The following is a 19,871-nucleotide window of genomic DNA, read 5'->3' as shown; positions in this document are numbered from 1 at the left end:
CCTGCTGTCCGACGTCCGACTGCTGCTCCCGGGCCCGATGCGTGAACGGACTCCGAGCGGAGCCGGTCTCGGCCCGGGCGGCAGTACTGCCCGGGCCGAGACCGGTTGTTGGTCCCGCTACAGCTCCCGCAGTGCCTCCTCGGCGGTGGCGGCCTGGACGACGGCGTCGATGTCGACGCCGTCGGGCAGGGGCTCACGCCGCGCGCCTCCCCAGTGGATGTTCGACGCCAGCCACCCGGCGGTGAAGGCCGGCGGGATCTCGAACTCGTGCCGGGCCTGGTGGGCGATCATCCCGTAGGTGTAGGCGGCGTACTTCGGCCGGGCGGCCAGGACCCACCGCAATGCCTCGGCGATGTACGGCACGGCGTCGGGGGAGCCGCTGCGGGCACTCTCGAAGTCGCCGCGCTCCTCAGTCCAGCGTGCCAGGAACGCCTTGGTGCTGGGGTCCGTGAGCGAGCGCAGGGCCGCCTCCCGGAGCAGGTACTCCACGATGTGCTCTGGGAGGTCGGCGGGCTGGTCCAGCACGGGGTTCTCCGATCGGGTCGAGGTGTCGGCCGGTGCGGCCCGACACGGAAGGCACACTGGCCGCCACGCTACGTCGCGGTGTCGGCGTCTCGGGCAGGATCCGGAAAACCTGCGTCCCCCGGCCCGCGGCCCCGGCCACGAGGCACCTCCCCTGACGGCTCAGCGGCATTACCAGCCCGGAAAATGGCGGCCCGATCGTGGTGCTGCACCTCGAGAAGTCTTCGCGTACGGGTCCTGTCCAGTGGGCTCCACGTGCGCGGAGGGGGTGAAAGGCACACACCTCGGAAGGGGGGCGCCATGACGCCCGTTCAGTTCCTGCTCGCCGCCGTCACCGGCCTGTCCGGCCCGCAGGCCGACCACCTGGCCGACGCCTGCCACAACCTCTACCTCATCCTCCAGCCGCTCATCGCGGTCTGGACGGTCTATCGGCTGCACCGCCGTACCGCCCAGGCCGCGCCCGCCGTCCCGGCCCGCCCCGCGCAGTCGGTGCCGCTCCCGGATGCGCGGCCCAGGACCGTGCCGGAGGGTGAGGCCATGACGGTCATCGTGCTCGAGGAGTCCCGTAAGGAGATCAGCGAGGACTTCGGCCCCACCAACCTGGTCTCCCACATCGGCCAGATCCACGCCGCCCCCGCCGACCCCGCCGACCCCGACGTGCCCGCCGACCCCGCCGACCGGACCTTCTGCGGGAAGGACACCGCAGGCATGGAGACGCTCTCCTACCGGCCGGCCGGGCCGGGCTCCTCCTGGTACCCGCAGAACCTGGAGCGGTGGGTGTGCCGGGACTGCGACGGCGCGCTGCGCACCAGCTGACCTGCCGTCAGCAGTCCTTCGAGGCCGTCTCGATGCCGCGCAGCACCTCGTCGGTGCGCTCGCTCTCGCTGACCTGCTGGGCGGTCCAGTCCCGCATCCGCTGGACCGCCTGCTCGTCGGTGGCCGCCGCCGGGTCCATCGCGGCGCGCGATCCGTGGCCGACGTCGACGATGTGGTGCTCCATGGAGCCGGTGGCCATGATCGACAAGATGGCGAGCAGTTCGTCCTGGACCTCGGTGGTGACGTGGACCTGGTCCTCGTCGCTGACCTCGATCTCCCCCTCCCCGGCCGGGGAGGACAGGACGGCGAGCGCGCCGAAGACGAGCTGGTTGAGCACGCGGAACTGGTCCGGGTCCATGTGGGCACCCAGGGCGTGGAGGTAGAGGCGGACCTGGTCGGCGCGGTCGAGGGTGGGGTCGTCGTCCATCGGGTCATCCTGCCACCGGCCGTTCCTGCCGCCCAGGGGTTTGCGGATGCGCTATGTTGTGGCCGCGGCAGCAGCGCCTGCCGGACTCCCGGCCGGACCGCTCCCACGCCCCGGACCTGGACAAGGGTCACGGACTCGCGCGGCACCAAGTCGAACGTGTTGATCCTGACCGCCTTGCTGCGGCGCGGGCGTGGGCGTGCCGTGGAAGGAAGCGCGTCATGACCCAGGACCGCAAGCGCAAGCAGGCCGTCCGCGCCCGCCAGCAGCACACCGGCCGCCGCTACACCCCGCTCTCCCGCGAGGACGCCGCCCGGCACCGGCAGGTCGGCGAGGACTTCTCGCTCGGCGAGCTGCTGGCAGAGTGCACCTCCGCCCCGGTGACCGTCCCGGCCTGGTTCAAGGCCATCCCCGACAGTGAGGACGAGCCGTACTGGGAGCCGCCGAAGGCGTTCTTCTCGAAGCTGCTGGGCGTCGACGTTCCCCACGGCACCGTCCTGGAGCTCGCCGGCCAGCTGGCCCAGCTCGGCCTGGACACCAGGTGCCGGGTGGAGAGCTCGGATCCGGACCACCGGGTAGTGGTGGTTGCCGAGGGTTGGCGCTTCGACCTGTGCCTGACCCAGGAGCTGCTCGACGAGTGCTGCCGCCAGCCGGCCTGCCCCCGGCGACCCTTCGGGGACGACATCCCCTGGTGCGACGAGCACGTGCGCCAGCGCGGCCTGCCCGAACTGCTCGAGATGGCCGACCGACTCGGATACATGACCGCACAGGACGCCGAGTACGAGCCGGAACGCTGCGGCGGCGGGCCCGGCGCCGACCTCCTGGTGCAGGCCGCCGTTGCCTACGCCGGATCAGGGGAGGTGATCACGAAGCTCATCAGCTCCGGCTTCGACGACCCGGACAGCGCTTCGGAGTGGAGCAGCGACGACACGCTGGAGATGCGGCTGCGCTACGCGATCGACCGCGAACGCCTGCGTCTGCGGAAGGTCGCCGAAGCAGAAGCCGCGCGGATCAGGAAGGCCACCGACGCCTGCCCCGCCTGCGGGGCCAAGCCGACGCCGGGGCCCCACCCGACCGGCTACCCGCCGCAGTACTGCTCGGTGCGCTGCGCCCCGAAGCCGGTGCCGGCCAGTACGGCGGTGTGGTCGACCCGGTTGTAGAAGCAGACCGGCCCGGCCGCCGGGATGGCGGCCGGGCCGGGGAATGGGCCGGCTGGTGGCGTCGATCGTCAGAACCGGCCAGGCTGGTGGTGCTTGCTCATGGACTGCTGGAGCGGGCCGCCCTCGCGAGTGAAGACCATCTCGTAGCACAGGTCGATCTGCTTGTTGTTCTGACCGCGGACAGTCGCCGTGGGAACTGCCTGGTAGCCGGTCTCGCTGCCGATCGCGGCGACGTGTCGCGGGCCGATCGGCAGGAACAGGCAGTGGGCATCGACGAGGTCGACGCCGAACCGGTCAGGGGTGCCGGGCTGGTGCGAGTGCTGGACGGTGACGGTCGGCACGTCGCTGATGAGGAACTCGGCGTTGGCCTGCTCGGGCACGAAGATCGAGACCGAGCCGGTCTTCACCCAGTCCCTGGTGAACTCGAACAGCTGCTCTGCGGCGACCCTGAACAGCTGGTCATCGTCGGGCAGCTCGCCAGCGTGTCCGAGGTCGGTGAACGCGTGGTCCAAGGCCGGCCGGTTCTCCTGGAGCCAGTCCCGGAACTGCCGGTGCTGGCGGTTGTTCCGGACGTGGTGCAACGCGACCAGGTCCTTGAGGGCCTCCACCAAGTCGGGGTGGTCGAACAGCGTGCCATCCGCGACTGCCTTCCTGATCGCGTTGACCTTGTACTCCGTCTTCTCCCACAGCCGCTCGAGGGAGCCGGAGCCGAACACGACCCAGTCCGTACGAAATCCGGCCCGCTTGGCGGGGCGCAGGCTGAGCTGGTGGATCGAGCCCTTGTCTCCGATCCGGAACGGGCGCAGGGAACGCCGCCCACCCTTGGGCTCTTTGACTGCCCAAGCCTCAAGGAGCACGCGGGCGACGAGATGCTGATCGGGCCTCGGCGGGACCGGGTCCTGCTTGAGCTCGTCGATGCGCCGCAGGAACTCTGCCGCGACGGCTCGGGCGTTGAAGTGGAAGGCGACGGGGGCGGATGGGCCGCGCTGGGGCGGTACTGCATCATGCATGTCCATATGGTGACAGCTCTGACATGTGATCAGGAAACGGATATTTCGCACTAGTTGGCCGCTGCGCCGAACGGGTGAGGCCTGTCGGGGCCGCCTGTCACCGTGGTGGCGGGAAGTCAGATTCCGTCACTGGAGGCGAGTGTGGACTACCGGCAGATGTCACCCGAGGCGAAGGCCGCGTTCTTGGCAGAACGCCCGCGGTGCGAGGTGTGCGGCCATCCGTCGGTAGAGGTCGACCACGACCACGTGACACATCAGGTCAGGGGCGCGCTCTGCCGGGAGTGCAACGGCGAGCTCGGCTCGCTGGAGGCCGCGCTGCGGGTGCCGGAGCGGGAGTTCCAGAGCCGGGCCGGGGACCTGCACCGGGCGCTGTGGCGGACCGGCTCCGTCGTTCTCACCCGCTACGCCCGGGCCATCGCCTACCTCGGCCTTACCAAGGCGGAGTACGAGCGGCGGCTGCGCGCGGTCCACGCCGCACTGACGCTGCCGTACGTCTACTGGACCCCGGTGACGGCAGAGGCGGTCACCCGGCGCAGCCCGTGGACGAAGATCGGGCCGCTGTGCGACGACGAGGAGGCCGAGCGGCACCTGGTTCGGTTGCTGGCGGCCGAAGGACTGCCGCACCTGTACGTGCGGGTGACGCGGGAGCCGGACGACGGGGTGAACAGCCCGGCGCCGCGCGGGCTGGTGGTCGCCAGTGGATGGACCGAAGGCGCCCGTGAGTACCAGCGGGAGCTGCTCGCGGCGAAGCCGCCGGCCTCCACCGAGTGGGCCGACGAGCGTGATCGGGCGTTCGCGGAGCTGGCGGTGCCGGTGCTCACCAGCCGGCCGCTGACCGCCGAGCAGTTCGCCGCCGCGCACTGGCGGGACGACGAGGCGATGCCGGGTACGCCGGAGCAGCTGGCGGAGTTGCTGCTGAGCTACGGGTACCTGCCGCGCTGGCTGGACCTGGCGGTGCGGTTCGTGCTGGAGGACCTGGGCGAGGACCTCCCGGACCGGAAGTGGGCAGTACCCAGCCGGGCCCGCCACCACTGGAGGGTTCTGTTCGCCCACTGGCGAGACCGGCGGGCTGCCGAGCCCGCTGTCTGACCCGGGCCGCCCGGCCCGGCGGGGAGCGGCGCCGCGTCAGGCGGGGTCGGCCGGGATGAGGGTGATGCCGTCGTCGGTGACGATCAGGATGTCGCCGTCCTCGTCTTGGCCGCCGCAGTCGGGGCAGCAGTCGCCGACGGGTGGCAGGCCGGCCTCGTACGGGTCGGGGGCGAGCACCAGGCCGAGGGCCCACACGCAGGCGGCGCGGCGCTCGGCGGCGCTCAGTTCCACCGCGGCGGGGTGGACGACCACGTCCGGCGGGCCGGAGCCCCACGTCCGCTGGTAGAGGGCGGCCATGGTGTTGAAGGCGGTGCTCTCGGGGCTGTCGTAGGCCAGCAGTTCGTCGGGGAAGCCGCCGTAGGTCTCGGACACGATCACGCAGGCCCAGCCGACCAGGCAGGCGGTGGAGGCCGCGTCGGCGGCGACCGGCTCCAGCGCCTCGGTGATGCACGGCTTGCAGTCGTCGATCGTCGCGTCGTACAGCGCGGCCAGCGCGGTGGCGTTCCCCGCCAGCCGGGGTGAAGGGGAGGGGGCGAAGTACCGGCGGGCGCCGTCCTGGCTGTGGTCGTGCACGTGGTCCGCCGGCATCTGCCGCTCCTCGGCTCGAAGACTGTCCGCTCAGCCTCCCACTCCACCCGCGACCGGCGGGCCCAGTCACCCGATCGGGGAACCGGCGCGCTGCTTCGGCCCGTGCGTCCGGCTTGGAGAGGGGCGTGCGGCACTGCCGCGCGCCCCTCCCTTCTTGACTCCCAAAAAGGACAGGCGTACTGTTTAGTTCTGTTCTAGTCTTTGGGAGAGGTGTTGTGAGGATCGGCTTCGACGGTGAAGACGTGGACGTGCCCGACGACCTGGGCCGGGCGCTGCTGGCGGCGCTGCGGAACGAGCCGGTGCGACCGCCGCAGGCGTCGTCCTTCGGCGAGCTCATCGGCCTGGTCCAGCGGCTCGGTGACGCCACCCGTCACCTGACGGTGGTGAAGGAGCTGGCGATGTCCCGCGCGGACGCCTCTGGCGGCTACTCCAACCGCCGGGCCCTGGGGGAGGCGGCTTGGATGTCGCCCTCTCAACTGGGCCGAGTCCTGGAGGGCCACGGACTTCCGCGGGACCGGCGCAGCGGCGGTGTCGACCTGGTCGTCGCTTTCCGCGCCGCGGGCGACGAGGCACTCCACCCGCACGGCGAGCTGGACGTCGAGGGCCTGCCCGCCTTCACCCTGCCGCCCGCTCTGTCCACCCTGACGCCGGGCCCGGAGGAGTTCGCCGACCGCGCGCTGACCTTCTACTACCGACCGCAGGTCCCCATCGGCCGGGCCGACCTCGGCCGCTCGGCCGGCTACACCCTGCGCCACCCGGAGCAGGACCTGATCGCCTGCGTCACCGAGCCGGTCTTCGACGCCCTGGTCGGCGACCCCCGCCTCGACCCGACCCGATCCAACGGACGCTGAGGAGAAGCACCCGATGTCCGACGAGCTCTTCGACTCGGTCGACGCCCTGCTCTCGGGCGTGCGCACCGGCCTGCCCGACCCGGCCGAGCGCCAGCGGCTGCGCCTGGCCGCCGGGCTGACCGTGACTCAGGTCGCGGTCGCACTGCGGGTGAACTCCGCGCTGGTGAAGGGCTGGGAGGACGGCACCGCGACCCCGGGTCCGGACGTCGCCCCGGCCTACGTGCGCCTCCTGGATGGCTTGGCCGCCCGCTTCCCCGCCGCGCCGGTGGACACCGCGCCAGGTCAGTCCGGCGGTGCGCCGCAGCAGGTGATGCTCGATCAGAATCCGGACGGATCGCTGGTGATGGGCCCGGCTCAGGCCTGCGTGCAGTGCGGCCAGCCCTCGGTCTACCGCTCCCAGGGCCGTCCGATGCACCTCGGCGGCTTCTGCCGCCCCGCCACCACCCCGCAGCCCGCCGCGGCTCCGGCTCCGGCTCCGGCTCCGGCTCCGGCTCCGGCTCCGGTCGAGGCTGCCCCCGTTGCTGCTGCGGCTGCCGCCGAGCCGGTCCGGCCCGCGCCCACCGCCGCCCCGGTTCCGGTGGCCACCACGCTGGCCGCCCGGCGGCCAGCCGCGTCCCGTACCCCGACCCGCACCGGCACGTCTCGTCCGGCCGCGCCCGCCGCTGCTCCGGCGGCGGCGAAGTGGTGGCCGATGGTCGCCCTGGACACCGCGCCGGACGGCACCTGGGCGCTGGACGTCCCGCAGATCCCGGCCCCGGCCGGCACCAAGCTCGGCGACTGGTTCGCGTGGCTGGGCACCGGGCTGCCGCTGCGGATCGAGCGCGCGCACCCGGCTGGGCGGGGCGGCGACGGGACGGTGTGCCTGACCGCCGGAGCGCTCAAGCAGCTCGGCTTGCCCGCCACCCTCCCGACGACGGAGAAGGCGCTGGCCGCGCTGCGGGCGAAGCTGGCAAAGGCGGCGGCCGCTGTCGGCATGGAGGTCTCCGAGCAGGTCGGCCCGACGTTCCGCACCTTCCGCCGGGCCGGGTCGGCCGGTGGGCAGAAGACCTCGCTCGGGGTCGTCGTCGCCCCCTGGCTGGGTCAGGGCGACACCCGCCAGCAGGCCACCAACGCCCTCGCCCTCCCCTTGGCCACCGGTCAGGACGGTGCCGTGGACGGGTCGACGTTCGCCCGGCGTTTCCGGGCCTTCACCGCCGACCTCGGCGTCGCACCGGGCGCCACGACGGCCTCCACCGGGATGCTGCTGCTGGACGCGGTGCGCCCGCGGATCGAGTGGGTGAAGGACGCGGCGACGGGGGAGTGGTCCTCGCACCTGCGCGAGGGCGCGCTGCCGAGTGGCGACGTCGCGGTGCCGCCGGTCGCCGGAGCCCGCCACCCGCTCACCCGCCAGCTGCTCGCCGCGGGCGAGACGGTGTGCGAGGAGGAGGACTACAAGTGGTGGGCCCGAGAGCTCACCCCCGAGGAGGCCGCCCGGCCGTGGGTGGTCGCGGTCGACGTCTGCGCCTCCTACCTCTCGGTCACCGACTCGCTGCGCCTGCCCTCTGGGCCGCTGGAGCTGGTCGAGCGACCGGACTGGAACAAGGGCAAGGACGCGGGCTTCTGGTGGTGTGACTTCACCACCACGGCGGTGGACGAGCTGCTGCCGCACCCGGCGACCTTCCACGGCCGGCCGCCGACCGGGCCGGGCTGGTACGCCACCCCGACCGTGGCGTACATGGCCAGCACCTACGGCTTCGACCCGACCACCATCACCCAGGCGTACATCTCCACCCACACCGTCCCGCTGCTCAAGGAGTGGACCGGCCGGATCCGGGGCGGCTACAAGCGGACCTACGCCGACCTCGGCCTGGTCGACGGCCAGGGCCCGGAGGAGTTCCTGGCCGCCTACGCCCTGCACAAGGAGGTCGGCGACGACCCCGACCGGGGCGACGCCCTGGTCCTCGCCGCCGCGTACAAGAACGTCTACAAGGGCGGTATCGGGAAGTGGTCGGACTCCGCCCGCCACCTGGACGACGAGGCGTGGCTGGAGAAGGTCGCCAGCGGCTGGTCGTACCGCTCGGAGATCCGGTTCACCATCATCGCGGCGGCCCGGATCGCCGCCCACCGTCGCCTGCGCAAGACCTACCTGCTGACCGGCCGGGCCCCGTTCGCGGTCAACGTGGACTCCTACCTGTACGCGGCCGACGAGCCGTCCCCGCTGGAGCTGCTGCCGGTCAAGGACGACGGCACCCCGGTCCCGGGTGCGCTGCGGCTGGGGATCGCGCCGGGCAGCCACAAGCACGAGGCGTCGATCCCGCTGAAGGCGGTGCTCGAGGCGATGGGTCGCCGGGAGCACCCGTCCAAGCTGGTCCACCACTACGCCACCGACGGCACCTACACCGGCCCCGACCAGGCCGCCGCCGAGCAGGCCGGCACCGACGAGCAGGAAGGCGGTAACTGATGGCGAAGGGCATCTTCGGCCGGGTCCGCGAGGCGCTGTTCCCCTCGCGCAAGGCCCCGGTGCAGTCCACGACCCAGGCCGGGCAGGTCCGCGACCGCAAGTACGGCGGCAGCACGAAGGCGATGGCCGCCGCCTACGGCGTCTCCGCCCGCACCGTCCAGCGGTGGATCGACGGCTCCCGCCACCCCATCAAGCAGCAGGAGAAGCTGCGCCTGGACGCGCTGGAGGTGCAGACCACCGAGCGCGGCCGCGAGCGCAAGGCCAAGCAGCTCGCGCAGCGCGGCACCATCTCCGGCGTGCGCGCCCGGGTCGGACGGGCGATGACGTTCGAGATCCGGGGCTCGGAAGCGCTCCGGCAGCGCGATGTCCACCTCGAGCTGACCGGGGACCAGGCCGCCGCCCTGGCCCGCGCCCAGGACGAGGCGGAGGTCCGGGAAGTGATCGGCGGTGCCCTCGCCGACTACTTCAACGGCGGAGGCGGCTACGTCGGCTTCACCGCCGACGACTTCACCTTCGACCCCGACGACTTCGACCTCAACTGACCTGCCACCCGCCGGGGCGGCCCGGTGTGCGGGCCGCCCCGACCCACAACGAGAAGAGGGGATCCGCATGCGCGGTCCTGGCTACTACCGGGTGACCGACATGCTGGTGGCCGCCGGCCTCAGCCGCCAGCACGCCTCCGCCGCCGTCGCCCGGATCGAGTGGGACGTCCTCGACTGGGCCCAGGGCACCGTCTCCAGCACCGGCGTCCGCTTCCCCGACGACCGCGACGGGGACGGCTACATCGACGGCTGGCACGACAGCAGCATCGCGGTCAACGCCCGCCTGGCCGAGTTCGCCGAACGCTCCCGCCTTGAAGCCGAGCGCGCCGGCATCGCCGTCCCGTCCGCACCGAACCCGCCGATCCCCTGGTCCCCGGCCTCGCCCAGCCCCGAGCTGCGCGACGTGCGCGCGGTGGTGGAGAAGCTGTTCCACGGCCTGGTCGGCGAGCGGCCCTACGACGTGGCCGGGGATGAGCTCACCGACCAGGTCCTGTACGCGGTGCAGTGGCTGGTCACCGAGCCCGGCTACACCGACCGCCTGACGACCTTCACCAAGGCCCGGGAGCAGGAGCTGCGGCAGATGTACGCCGACTACGGCCCCGGCTCCCCGCACGACACCGACCCCGACGCCTGGCCCGCCCCCGCCTACGTCTTGGTCCGCCAGCCCGAGAGCCTGATCCTCGCCGAGCTGCTCACCCACCGGCCGCTCGCCCTCACCGGGGCATTGGAAGACACCCCGCCGGAAATCTACCTGGACGACATGGCCAGGGCCTGGCCCTTCCGCAGCTGACCGCCGGACGGCCCGGACCCCGCTCACATCAACCGTCAACTTGCCTACTGTGTAACTGAGTTCGTGGTCACAAGGGTGGCGGCGCTGCAGCCCCGCCATCCCTCGGACCGCCCCCGCGACAGCCGGGGCCCGACCTCGACGCGACCGGCCGAAGCGTGCCGTCTGAGGCGAATCAGCAGCCACCTCGGCCCGTCCTACGCTCCGACCGCCGGACACTCGAACCACCGGCGACAAATTCCAGAGGCCCCTGAAATGGCCAGCTGACAGGAATACCGGCAGGCAATAAGCGGAAGTCCGACAGAATTCCAGTGACAGGAAGGAAGCCTTCATGACCGAGGTCACCGACGCCAACACGGAGCGGCTGGCCCGCCTCGCCGCCCACCAGCTGCGCCGCGCCCTGGCGGCCGACGGCGAGGTCGAGCTGCCGCCCCGCGAGGAACTGGCCGCCCTGGTCGCCGAGTTCGACCGGATGCGGGCGCTGGTGGCCACGTCCTGGAGGACGGCCGCAGAGCAGCTGGCGGCCGTCCCGCACGAGCCCACCGCGCTGACGGGCCCGCTCTGGTACGGCGCGGGTTGGGATGACGCCGTGCACCACCTGCACGACATGGCCGACGGCATGAGGCCGTAGAGCCCGGCCGGAGAGGAGGCCGGCGCTACGCTGCGGGCCATGACCGGACGAATCGGCAGGGGCGGCCGGACGGGCCAGAAGCACACCGCCACCCCCACGCTCCGCGAGTACGACGTCGCACCGGCCTCCCCGGTCACCGTCACCAGTGCGGACGGCACCACCAGGGTGGTCCCGGCGCAGAAGGCGAAGGCCCCGCAGAAGCCGCAGCGGCGCCGCGGGCCGCTCATCTGCGCGATCTGCGGCGAGCCCGCGACGGACTCCCCGACCGTGTACGGCGTCCAGGGCCGCTCCCGGGGCAAGCCGGTCCACCGCGCCTGCGACCCGCACGCCACCGCCAAGCGGCCCCAGCCGAAGCCGAAGCCCGCCGGTCCGGCGAAGCCGCCGAAGGTGACCGGGTCCGTCCCGGCCGGCACCGATCCGGCCGACGCCTGGCGCTTCCTGTCCTGCACCCAGTGCGGTGCCCAGCCGACGGCGTTGTGCGTCCTGACCTACAGCGACACCACCACCGCCGAGTCGAAGACCCCGCACCGGGAGCGGGAAGCGGCCGGCCGCCGGGCCCTGCTCGCCCGGTAGCGGTGCTGTCCACCGGCGCCGCACCCCGATCGAGTGAACGGCACGGTAGTGAGCTTGAGAACCGCGAGGGCGCCGCAGTACGGTCTGGCTCGCGGCAAGGCACGTACGCCGCTCACCGCGCAGTACCCGGCGTCCACGCCAAGCCGGAAGCGGTCAAGGTCTCTCGGGTCCCGTGTTCACCACCGGTTGTGAGTCATCGTCAGCATTACGAGTCCTGCACGGGAAGGCGTGGTCCCGGCTCCGAAAGGCCTCGTCGTGCCCATGAACCAGCCCACCCCCGCCCGCGCCGCCCGCCGCGCAGCCCGTACCGGCACCAAGTACGGCGACGCGCTGCGCACCTTCCGCCCGCCCCGGCCCGCGCCGCTGCCGGTCATCGTCAGGTTCCTCTCGGACCGCAGCTACGACGTGCACAGCACGGTCGGGGGCATCGTCGCGAGCTGGGCGCACCAGGGCGAGCGGGTCCTGGTGCTGGAGGAAGCCGATCCGGACTGGCGGCTCTTCCAGGCCCTCACCCACAGCGGCCGCCGCAAGAAGCAGGAGCCGGTCCCGCCGGCGCCGGTGACCCGCGTGCTGTGGGAACAGCCCGGCGGCACCGGCCGGCTCACCCACCACACGTGCCTGTGGCAGCAAGGACCGATCATGCAGCGCGACCGGAGCCTGCTGCTGGACGCCCTCGAAGCAACCCGGGAGCAGCACGACCTGGTCGTGCTGCTCCCGCACGGCGGCTGGTCCTACCCGGAGGACGACGTGGCGGCGGTGCACGTCGCCCTCGGCGCGGTGGACGACTTCCCGCACACCGACTGCCGGATGACCTGGCCCGCCGGCGAGCAGCGGTCCGTTGACCTGACCCCGGAGCAGAGCGCCGCCGTTCTGCGCGATCGCTGCTTGGCGCCCCTGTTCAGGAACTGGCGCAAGCCCGCCGTGCTGGAGGGCGTGGTGTGGCGGGTGCGCGGTGACCTCCCGGTCGACGGCGGCTACCTGGAGGCGGTCGACCAGGACATGCTCCGGGCCGGGATCCGCTCGTTCGGGTGGGCCGTGACACCCCGCTTCCCCTCGACCGACACGAACCTGCCGGACGACGCCAAGCTGGCCGACCCGGCCTTCCTCCAGTCCTACCGGCCGGCCGCCGTCCAACTCCTGGGCCACCTGCGAGGCGTGACGGACCATCCGGACCTGTAGGTGGGTCTCCAAGCGGGCGGTGGTGCTGCTCGCGCCCAGGAGCAGCACCTGCCCGTCCCGACCCCGTCGTCAGCCCGGCTGGTGGCGGTGCGCGGCGGTAGGCTCCGGCCACCCTCACGGCGAAGGAGCCCACGATGCCGAAGAAGCCCGGCCTCACCCACGACGAGCACCTACGGCTCGGACAGGTGCTCGCGGGGATACGGGATCAGTTGCAGCACGAGCGCGTCACCCTGCTGGGCGCCTACCCGAAGAGCGGCCCGGTGTCGCTGCCCGCGCAGCGGCTCCAGGCCGCGATCAAGGCGGTGGACGAGGCACGGTACGCGCTGGAGAACACGAACTTCACCGAGAACCCCGAGCAGGCGTCGACGAGCGACTACTTCCCCAACCCGCAGAACCGGGCCGGGATCGCGGTGCCGCCCCTGCCCGGCCGGGAACCGCCGGAGGCCCAACCGTGAGCGGCTCCCGGGGTCGACGGGGCGGTGCGCCGCGGCCCGCCGGCGGGCTGTGCGCGATCTGCCGCCGGCCGATCGGGAACGCCCGGACACTGATAAGCAAGTCGAACAAACCGTGCCACGCCGCGTGCCTCGAGCGGGCCACGGCGGCCGGGCACCGGTCGGTGACCCCGGACACCCCTCTGCCGCCGCTGCCCAGGGCAGCCCCGCCTCCGAAGGTCGCCCGGCAGGTTCCGGCCCCCGCGCCGGAGCGCGGTCCGGGCACGCCGTCCCGGTTCCCGGGGCGGTGCCCGATGTGCGAGAAGGCGTACCCAGCGAAGACCCGGGTGACGAAGATCTTCGCCGGGTGGGCGCACACCGACTGCGTCTTCCCGCCCGCCTCCCGCAGCGACGGCAGCCCGGCCGCGGCGTTCGAGGAGAACCGGCAGGCAGTGCTCTCCGGCGAGACGTTCCGCAGCCGGGCACCCTCGACCTGGCGCCGGGGCTCCTCCCCGAGCAGCAGCCGCGGCCGCCGCTGACGGACGGCGACACGACGGTGGGCCTGGCCCGGCATCACAGCTGCCGGACCAGCCCACCGCGCATTCTGCCAACGACCCGGACACCCTGCCCACTACGACGACTGGGAGGCCGACCGCCGCCGGGGCGCGAGCGGCCGGCCGGTGATGCCGGGGACGTCCGAGTAGAGCGTCGCGCGGGAGACCTTGAGCTCCCTCGCCACCGCGGTGATGGTCTGGAAGGGATCGGCGAGCAGCTCCTGCGCCCGAGCGATCTGCTCGGCCGTCAACGTCGTGATCCGCCGCACCGCGACCGGCCGGCCCTGCTCGTCGCGGTCGATCAGCTCGTTCCGACGGCCCGTCAGCTGCTCCTGGACGACCGCGTCGACCAGGTCGCGGTCGAGAACCTGCCCGGAGGCCGCGTAGGCGGCCCAGAAGGCGTCCTTGGCCGTCCACGCGGCCTCCAGCTCGGCCAGCCCGACTTCCTGCTTCACACCGTCGACCTCGGCCCACCCGTAGGCGGCCTGGGCGGTGCCGAAGCGGACCATCACGGCGACGGCCTGGTCGAAGAGCGCGAAGTCCATGCCCCTCCAACCCGATGGAGCCGGGCGAGGTCACGCCGGAGTTGTCAGCCGGCCTTCTCGACACCGGGGACGACCTGGCCGCCGACGATGTGGATCCGGGCGGCGCGGGCGTGGCCGTCGCAGACGATGTACCGCCCGCCGTCGCCGGCCTCGACGGTGTGGGTGGCCGGCTCCACGCAGGCCGCGTCCATCCGGTCGTACGTCCAGCTCTCCAGGCACGAGGGGTCCATGCACCAGGTCCCCCGCTCGGCGTTGGAGGCCAGAGTGGCGCCGTGCACGGGGCACACCCCCCACGGCACCGAGCACCGGCTCGGCACCCGGACGCTCTGCTGCTGCGCCTGCTCGAAGGCGGTGGTGTCGCTCATGCCGGGACTCTAGCCCCTGGTCCGTCCGGCAGTCACCGGTCGGCGGTCTGCCCGGATCAGCTCGTGAGGTCGGGTTCGCCGAGGGTCGGACGGACCGGCCGCCAGGTGAGCTCGCACCGGTCCCAGCGCGTCTTCCAGCGCTCCCGGGCGGCCTTGACCACCGGCTCGGGCATGGGCATCCGCCCGACGGCGACAGCGGCCAGCAGGGCGTGCACCTCGGACTGGGTGACGTGGAAGACGGCCACGTGCTGGTCGGCCGACTCGGCGGCGTATTCCTCGGTGCGGTCGCTGCTCACCTTGGCCAGGCACAGGCGGCACCAGACGTCCCACGGCCACTCGGCCGCGCGTCGCTTCTCGTGTACGTCGGCGAGGCGCAGCTCGGCGTCGGAGATGTGCTTGACGTAGGCGATCGGCTCCAGCTCCAGCACGGGAGCCCGCTCGCCGGTGGCCAGTGCCTGCAGCTCGGCCACCGCCTGGTGGTCCGAGACGTTGCCTGACTCCGTGAGCAGCGCGAGGGCCTGGACGAGCAGTTGGCGTGCCACCGGGCTCAGCGGCGCGGCGGCCTGCTGGTTGGGCGGGTCGGCGAGGACGTCGCTCATCGGAGGCTCCCAAGGGTGAGGTGCCGGCCTCCTGCCGGTCAGCGTCATCATGCCGGACACCCAGGAGGCGGCCGCCGCGTTCCGCCGAACGTTGACGGTGCTGTCCGCTACCGTGTACGTGCGGTCTGTGACCGTGGGCCCGGCTCAGCAGGCCCGGTGACCGTCCGGCCCGTGACCGGACGCGGCCGCAGGTGCCCCGCGCCGAGCCCCGCCCCACCTCCAGCTTGTCCACCGGTCGCCTTCCTGCGCGGCGGGTCACGGGATCGCCGCAGCCCTGGGAGGGGCCCACCGTGCCGATCAACCACGCCCGCAAGAACGAGCTCGCCGCGCTGAAGACCACCTACGGCGTCAAGCACGCCGACGCGGTGGCCCTGCTGAACCACCCGAACGAGTACGAGCGCACCGTGCTCGGCAACCTGCTGGCCAACACCCCGGGCGTGAACACCTTCAAGGACGCCGTCGCCCACCTCGCGGAACAGGACCGGGCCACGACCGCCGCGCTGCAGGATGCCTGGGAGGAGGACTGGGATGACGGCGACTTCTGCGACTGCGGGTACCCCGTGGGCTACGGCCAGCGCTACCACTGCTGCGAGTGCGGCGCCGGCCACGAGTACTCGTGTGTCTGCTGACCCGGCCCCCACGACGGCCGCGGCCACCGCCCTGACGGAGCGGGGCCTGGCGGTGTTCGCCCTGCCGCCCAGCGGGCGCCGGCCCGAACCCGGCTGGACCGACCGCTGCTGGAGCGACCCAGGCCAGGTCCGCCAGCTGTGGCGGGAGGGCGACAACATCGGCGTCGGCTGCCGGGCCAGCTCCATCCTCGGCCTGGACCTGGACGTCGAAGGCGCCGGCCGCGACGTCCTGGCCGCGCTCGCCGCCCGTCTCGGCCAGCCCTGGCCGGACACCTTCACCGTCACCAGCCCCTCCGGCGGGGCCCACCTGTACTTCCGCGTCCCGCCGCGCTGCGCCCTCCCGTCGGTCTCGGGCGGCCGGACCGCGCTCGGGCCGGGCATCGACGTCCGGGGCCCGGGCCGGGGCAGCGGCGGCTACCTCATCGGCCCCGGCTCCGTCGTCGGCGGCATCCGGTACGTCATCGAACGCGACCGCCCGGTGGCGCCGCTGCCGGGCTGGATCGCGGAGCAGCTCTTGGCTGACCGCCGAGCGCCTCGCCCGGCACCGTGAGGCGAGTTTGTACCCGTCGGCGGGGACCTTTGTCCCCGTCAGCGGGGCCCCTGGTGTCGCGGGCAGCACTTCGGATCCCCTTCCCCGAGCAGCAACGCCAGGACAGAGCTGGAAGCGGCTGCGGTGCCCGACGGACCCCATCCCGGTTCGGAAGCCTCTGTCCACAGGCGGGAGTGCGCAGCCTCGTCCCATGACAAGCACCCCAGAGCCCCACGCGGGCCGCATACCTGACGGCCGGTCACCCGGGATCCACGCCGAGCGCCGCGCCCTGGTGCTCCGCCTGGCCGACCAAGGCCGGCTCGACGAGCTCGGCGTGGAGTCCGGCGACGAGGACCTCCTGGACGAGCTCGGCCGGGAAGGTCACCACGCCTGCGTCTACGTCGAGGCGTGGCTCACCGCGGCCTACCTGGACTCCACCGGCTGGTACACCTCGTCGTCCGTCTGCGCGTCGTCCCAGCTGCCCGCGCTGGTGCTCGGCCAGGCCTACCGCGGCTTCCCCTGCCCTTCGTCCTGCTCCGGCCGGGGCCCGGACTGCGACGGCTGCCAGGACGCCTGCGAAGGCGGTGCGCACCGCCACCAGGCGCTCTTGTCCCGGCTCTTCGCCCCGCTGCTCTCCCGCCGCCAGAGGGACGCTCAGCGGCGACTCCTGGCCCTCCTCCAAGCCGACGTCGGGCCTGGGCCGGACGGCCCGACCGACGGCCACCCGACCCCGCCAGCCGTCGGACGGTAGAAGTCCTGGTGGAGGCCAGGTCCGGCCGGCCCCGGATTGTTCTGCCAACGCAGAACGAACTGATCAACCCTGTGATAACGCCGACCAGCGGACTACTGGCTTGACCTGCGGTTTTCCCCTCCGGGGGAACGATGTACGCGGGATCGCGTTCGCGTCGCCGCCGCACAACGAACCGGCAGCGCCAGCGGTACCGGGACTGCCAGCGACCCAGGGCCCTGACCAGCGGCTTTCCCCTCCGGGGGAACGATGTACGCGGGGTCGGCCAACCCTTCGACCAAGCGGCAACGAGGAGTTGTGTCCCCCAGGGGGGACACAACACGCGCGAAATGTCGGCCATACCGACGTATCTGTCAGCCAGACTGACATACTGCTGCCGCACGCGATCACCAGGAGAGGAGCAGCACGTGGCCCCCGAGCCCAAGGAGGGCCGGCCGCCGACCGCCAAGCGCGCGAAGCGACCGCTGCCACCGGTCGACGACGCCCTCCAGGCGTGGAGCAGGCCCCTAGCCCCGGTGAAGGACCTGGACGAGGTCGCCCGCCGCTACCCCGGCCGCAAGCTCACCCTGGACGGCGAGCGCAACCAGCTGGAGTTCTACGGCACCCCGGACCGCCCCAACGCCTTCGCCATGGACTCGCTGGAGTTCTTCTTCCTGATCGCGCAGTTCTTCCGCGAGGCCCTGCCGCTGCGCCTGATCCTGCTGCTGATCGCCTGCCAGCGCGCCGGCGGCCGCATCCACCTCACCCAGGAGGAGATGGCCACCGTCCTGGACGTCTCCCGCACCAAGGCCACCGAGGCGTTGCAGGAGATCATGGGCCACGGCATCGCCTTCAAGGTGAAGCGCGGGGTCTACCAGTTCAACCCGCCCTTCTCCTACCGGGCGGCCGAGTTCATCCCGGGCACCGAGACCGCCGGCGGCAAGCCCGAGTACATTCGCGTGGAGCAGCACGAGACCCTCACCGCCATCCGCAAGGACGCCACCCTGCCGGAGCTGGTGCGGTTCCCGTCGCTCGAGCACATGCGCAAGGCCATCGAGGACCTGCGCAAGAAGCGCTCGGAGCAGCGCACCCAGCGCCGCCTGGAGCGCGCTGCCCGCCAAGAGGAAGGAACACTGCAGTGAGCCAACTCCGATTCGCCGCAGTCAACGCCGACGGCCTCCTGGCCGACCTCGACCTCCCCCCGGCCGCCTACCGCGCCCTCCTCAAGCTCCGGCCCCTCAGTGAGTCCGGCGGCCGCATCGCCATCGACCAGGGCAGCGTCGGCGAACTCCTCGGCCTCAGCCGCCCGAGCGCCAACGCCGCGCTGCGCACCTTGGAGCTGGCCAAGATCGTCAAGAAGGTCCGCAACGGCATCTACCAGATCAACGAGATGCTGGCGGGCTACAACACCCTGGAGGAGGCCGTCGCGGCCGTCGCCGCGATGCCGAAGGAGGACCGGCTGGACGCCCCGGACTTCATCGACTCCTACCACCGGGCCGTCGCCAACTACCAGGACCAGCTCGCCGAGCAGCGGAAGAAGCGCGCGGCCAAGGCCGCGGCCAAGAAGGCCGTCGCCGCCAAGCGCCGCAGCACGCTTCACGCCGTCAGCTAGCAGCCAACCAGCGAGGCCCCGCCCACCGGTACATCGGTGGGCGGGGCCTCGCTGCGTTCCCGGCCGGCGCCCATCCCGAGAAGGTCGAGCAGCAGCGCCGCTCTCGCAAAACGTCAGCGAGGCCGACATATTGAGGCAATTACTGTCAGTCACACCGACATTTCCCCGACGATCTGCATCCTCAGTCGGGACACATCCAAGGCGATCTGTCCCGACTCAGAGGACATATCGTCGAACCATCACCCCTGCTGACCAGCGCGAATAGAGCATCTCCCCCCTCTTAGTGGGCCTGGGCCAACGAGGCGGGGCCACAGGAGCTGCCACAGCATCGGCCTACGGCCGATCCGGCAGTGCCGCGCCCGCTTCGCTGCGCCTGGCCGGACGGCGGGTTGAATGCCCTGCCGCAGGACGTGAGGGGCTTCCAGCCGCGCGGAAGCCCCGGCGGGGGCTCCTCCGGACCCCGCCCCCGCCGGATCCACCGGGTGGCCGCACCGCGAGGTGACGGCGCGACTCCCGGCAGGTGCACCGGACAGGTCAAGGTAATCCGGTAGTTCCCACGGAATTCCGCGCCATTGAATCCGCCAATATCTACCCGCACCCCCTTCATTTCTCCCGCCCGAAAAGCAGCCACCAAGGGCATGGTGACGGGCCTTCTCCGGGCAATTCGACCAGCATATTCGGGAGCCTCCGACGAAGCCGATCCACAGCCGGAATCAGTGAAATCGAAGGGCCGCCACGGCTCCAGACTCTAGCGGCTTACTCAGTTTGATGCACTGCCTTCGGGCGAAGCCCGCCCCTCCCCACTCCTTCGAGTGACCCCACCACCTGACCACCCCTCACCACCACCCCACCCGGGCCCGCCCACCACCCCCACCCCAGCACCCGCCACCACACCGCACCCACCACCAGGCCGACCCCCAGCCCCCCGCTCACTCGGGCCGAAGGCCCCACCCGCCAACGGCCCGTCAACTCCACGGGCAAAGCCCGGAGTTGACCCCAGCACGGCCCCTGTGCCGTCACGGAACCCCGCACCCCCGCCGGGGCGGAGCCCCGGCAGGCCCGGCGCAGCCGGGCGCCGTGGCGGCGCAGCCGCCACCCAGCACCGGGCGAAGCCCGGTGCCCCCGGCCGAAGGCCGGGCAGTCCCGGCGGCTGCGCCGCCGCGCAGCGCCGAAGGCGCAAGCAACCCGGGCCGAAGGCCCGTGGTTACCCGGCTACGCCGGGGTACCCGACCGAAGAGCGGCGTGTGGGGGAAGAGGGTGCCAAAGAT

General features: G+C 72.4%; 24 protein-coding genes. 17 read left to right on the top strand and 7 right to left on the bottom strand.

Going from position 1 to position 19,871, the window contains the following annotated elements; genetic code table 11:
* Positions 1-117: 117 nt before the first annotated feature.
* Entirely contained in the window at positions 118-525 is a 408-nt protein-coding gene (locus tag ACWCYY_RS34850) for a hypothetical protein (RefSeq protein WP_449798314.1), read from the bottom strand.
* A gap of 297 nt (positions 526-822) precedes the next feature.
* On the opposite strand from ACWCYY_RS34850, the gene ACWCYY_RS34845 reads away from it, so the two are divergent.
* A complete protein-coding gene (locus ACWCYY_RS34845) occupies positions 823-1,338 on the top strand; it encodes a hypothetical protein (protein ID WP_449798313.1) in 516 nt (171 codons plus the stop codon).
* A gap of 7 nt (positions 1,339-1,345) precedes the next feature.
* Here the strand turns inward: ACWCYY_RS34845 and ACWCYY_RS34840 are convergent, their stop codons facing one another.
* Positions 1,346-1,765 (bottom strand): hypothetical protein, encoded by a 420-nt coding sequence (locus ACWCYY_RS34840; RefSeq protein ID WP_449798312.1) that lies wholly within the window; start codon positions 1,763-1,765, stop codon positions 1,346-1,348.
* Positions 1,766-1,983: 218 nt separating this feature from the next.
* Between ACWCYY_RS34840 and ACWCYY_RS34835 the strand changes: the two genes are divergently transcribed.
* On the top strand, positions 1,984-2,922 hold the full coding sequence (locus ACWCYY_RS34835; protein WP_449798311.1) for a hypothetical protein: 939 nt from the start codon (positions 1,984-1,986) through the stop codon (positions 2,920-2,922).
* Between the two features lie 68 nt (positions 2,923-2,990).
* Here the strand turns inward: ACWCYY_RS34835 and ACWCYY_RS34830 are convergent, their stop codons facing one another.
* Positions 2,991-3,938, bottom strand: a complete 948-nt coding sequence (locus ACWCYY_RS34830; RefSeq protein ID WP_449798310.1) for a DUF4238 domain-containing protein — start codon at positions 3,936-3,938, stop codon at positions 2,991-2,993.
* Positions 3,939-4,088: 150 nt separating this feature from the next.
* On the opposite strand from ACWCYY_RS34830, the gene ACWCYY_RS34825 reads away from it, so the two are divergent.
* On the top strand, positions 4,089-5,021 hold the full coding sequence (locus ACWCYY_RS34825; RefSeq protein WP_449798381.1) for an endonuclease domain-containing protein: 933 nt from the start codon (positions 4,089-4,091) through the stop codon (positions 5,019-5,021).
* A 36-nt stretch (positions 5,022-5,057) separates the two neighbouring features.
* Here the strand turns inward: ACWCYY_RS34825 and ACWCYY_RS34820 are convergent, their stop codons facing one another.
* Positions 5,058-5,609: a hypothetical protein gene (locus ACWCYY_RS34820; RefSeq protein WP_449798309.1), complete on the bottom strand. Its 552-nt coding sequence runs from the start codon at positions 5,607-5,609 to the stop codon at positions 5,058-5,060.
* A 242-nt stretch (positions 5,610-5,851) separates the two neighbouring features.
* Between ACWCYY_RS34820 and ACWCYY_RS34815 the strand changes: the two genes are divergently transcribed.
* From ACWCYY_RS34815 to ACWCYY_RS34775, 9 genes are all read left to right on the top strand, one after another.
* Complete coding sequence (locus ACWCYY_RS34815) at positions 5,852-6,460, top strand: hypothetical protein (protein ID WP_449798308.1); 609 nt, start codon at positions 5,852-5,854, stop codon at positions 6,458-6,460.
* A gap of 13 nt (positions 6,461-6,473) precedes the next feature.
* Positions 6,474-8,900: a helix-turn-helix domain-containing protein gene (locus ACWCYY_RS34810; protein ID WP_449798307.1), complete on the top strand. Its 2,427-nt coding sequence runs from the start codon at positions 6,474-6,476 to the stop codon at positions 8,898-8,900.
* Entirely contained in the window at positions 8,900-9,442 is a 543-nt protein-coding gene (locus ACWCYY_RS34805) for a hypothetical protein (protein ID WP_449798306.1), read from the top strand. Before ACWCYY_RS34810 ends, ACWCYY_RS34805 begins: the two co-directional genes overlap by 1 nt.
* Positions 9,443-9,509: 67 nt before the next feature.
* Positions 9,510-10,232 carry a hypothetical protein gene (locus ACWCYY_RS34800; RefSeq protein ID WP_449798305.1) on the top strand — a complete coding sequence of 241 codons (723 nt, stop codon included), beginning with the start codon at positions 9,510-9,512 and terminating at the stop codon, positions 10,230-10,232.
* A 328-nt stretch (positions 10,233-10,560) separates the two neighbouring features.
* Positions 10,561-10,860 (top strand): hypothetical protein, encoded by a 300-nt coding sequence (locus tag ACWCYY_RS34795; RefSeq protein ID WP_449798304.1) that lies wholly within the window; start codon positions 10,561-10,563, stop codon positions 10,858-10,860.
* A 39-nt stretch (positions 10,861-10,899) separates the two neighbouring features.
* Positions 10,900-11,433, top strand: a complete 534-nt coding sequence (locus ACWCYY_RS34790; protein ID WP_449798303.1) for a hypothetical protein — start codon at positions 10,900-10,902, stop codon at positions 11,431-11,433.
* A 261-nt stretch (positions 11,434-11,694) separates the two neighbouring features.
* Positions 11,695-12,612: a hypothetical protein gene (locus ACWCYY_RS34785; protein ID WP_449798302.1), complete on the top strand. Its 918-nt coding sequence runs from the start codon at positions 11,695-11,697 to the stop codon at positions 12,610-12,612.
* A 134-nt stretch (positions 12,613-12,746) separates the two neighbouring features.
* Positions 12,747-13,067, top strand: a complete 321-nt coding sequence (locus ACWCYY_RS34780; RefSeq protein WP_449798301.1) for a hypothetical protein — start codon at positions 12,747-12,749, stop codon at positions 13,065-13,067.
* Positions 13,068-13,390: 323 nt separating this feature from the next.
* Positions 13,391-13,582: a hypothetical protein gene (locus ACWCYY_RS34775; RefSeq protein WP_449798300.1), complete on the top strand. Its 192-nt coding sequence runs from the start codon at positions 13,391-13,393 to the stop codon at positions 13,580-13,582.
* A 92-nt stretch (positions 13,583-13,674) separates the two neighbouring features.
* Here the strand turns inward: ACWCYY_RS34775 and ACWCYY_RS34770 are convergent, their stop codons facing one another.
* Genes ACWCYY_RS34770 through ACWCYY_RS34760 form a run of 3 tightly spaced genes read right to left on the bottom strand, consistent with a single transcriptional unit; the run spans position 13,675 to position 15,106 of the window.
* Positions 13,675-14,142, bottom strand: a complete 468-nt coding sequence (locus ACWCYY_RS34770; RefSeq protein WP_449798299.1) for a helix-turn-helix domain-containing protein — start codon at positions 14,140-14,142, stop codon at positions 13,675-13,677.
* Between the two features lie 44 nt (positions 14,143-14,186).
* Positions 14,187-14,507: a hypothetical protein gene (locus tag ACWCYY_RS34765; protein WP_449798298.1), complete on the bottom strand. Its 321-nt coding sequence runs from the start codon at positions 14,505-14,507 to the stop codon at positions 14,187-14,189.
* Between the two features lie 56 nt (positions 14,508-14,563).
* Entirely contained in the window at positions 14,564-15,106 is a 543-nt protein-coding gene (locus tag ACWCYY_RS34760; RefSeq protein ID WP_449798297.1) for a hypothetical protein, read from the bottom strand.
* A gap of 290 nt (positions 15,107-15,396) precedes the next feature.
* Here ACWCYY_RS34760 and ACWCYY_RS34755 point away from each other — a divergent pair, with 290 nt between their 5' ends.
* From ACWCYY_RS34755 to ACWCYY_RS34735, 5 genes are all read left to right on the top strand, one after another.
* Positions 15,397-15,735 (top strand): hypothetical protein, encoded by a 339-nt coding sequence (locus ACWCYY_RS34755; RefSeq protein ID WP_449798296.1) that lies wholly within the window; start codon positions 15,397-15,399, stop codon positions 15,733-15,735.
* Positions 15,725-16,285, top strand: coding sequence for a bifunctional DNA primase/polymerase (locus ACWCYY_RS34750; protein ID WP_449798295.1), 561 nt, complete (start codon positions 15,725-15,727; stop codon positions 16,283-16,285). Before ACWCYY_RS34755 ends, ACWCYY_RS34750 begins: the two co-directional genes overlap by 11 nt.
* A gap of 271 nt (positions 16,286-16,556) precedes the next feature.
* Positions 16,557-17,015, top strand: a complete 459-nt coding sequence (locus ACWCYY_RS34745) for a hypothetical protein (RefSeq protein ID WP_449798294.1) — start codon at positions 16,557-16,559, stop codon at positions 17,013-17,015.
* 404 nt (positions 17,016-17,419) lie between these two features.
* The gene (locus tag ACWCYY_RS34740; RefSeq protein ID WP_449798293.1) at positions 17,420-18,133 is read left to right on the top strand and encodes a hypothetical protein; all 714 of its coding nucleotides are present in this window, start codon (positions 17,420-17,422) and stop codon (positions 18,131-18,133) included.
* Positions 18,130-18,603 carry a MarR family transcriptional regulator gene (locus ACWCYY_RS34735; protein WP_449798292.1) on the top strand — a complete coding sequence of 158 codons (474 nt, stop codon included), beginning with the start codon at positions 18,130-18,132 and terminating at the stop codon, positions 18,601-18,603. Before ACWCYY_RS34740 ends, ACWCYY_RS34735 begins: the two co-directional genes overlap by 4 nt.
* The last annotated feature ends 1,268 nt before the right edge of the window (positions 18,604-19,871 follow it).

The organism is Kitasatospora sp. NPDC001664, from assembly GCF_053596675.1.
The sequence above is the reverse complement of the archived record's forward strand: the minus strand, read 5'-3'. Positions and strand labels throughout refer to the sequence as shown.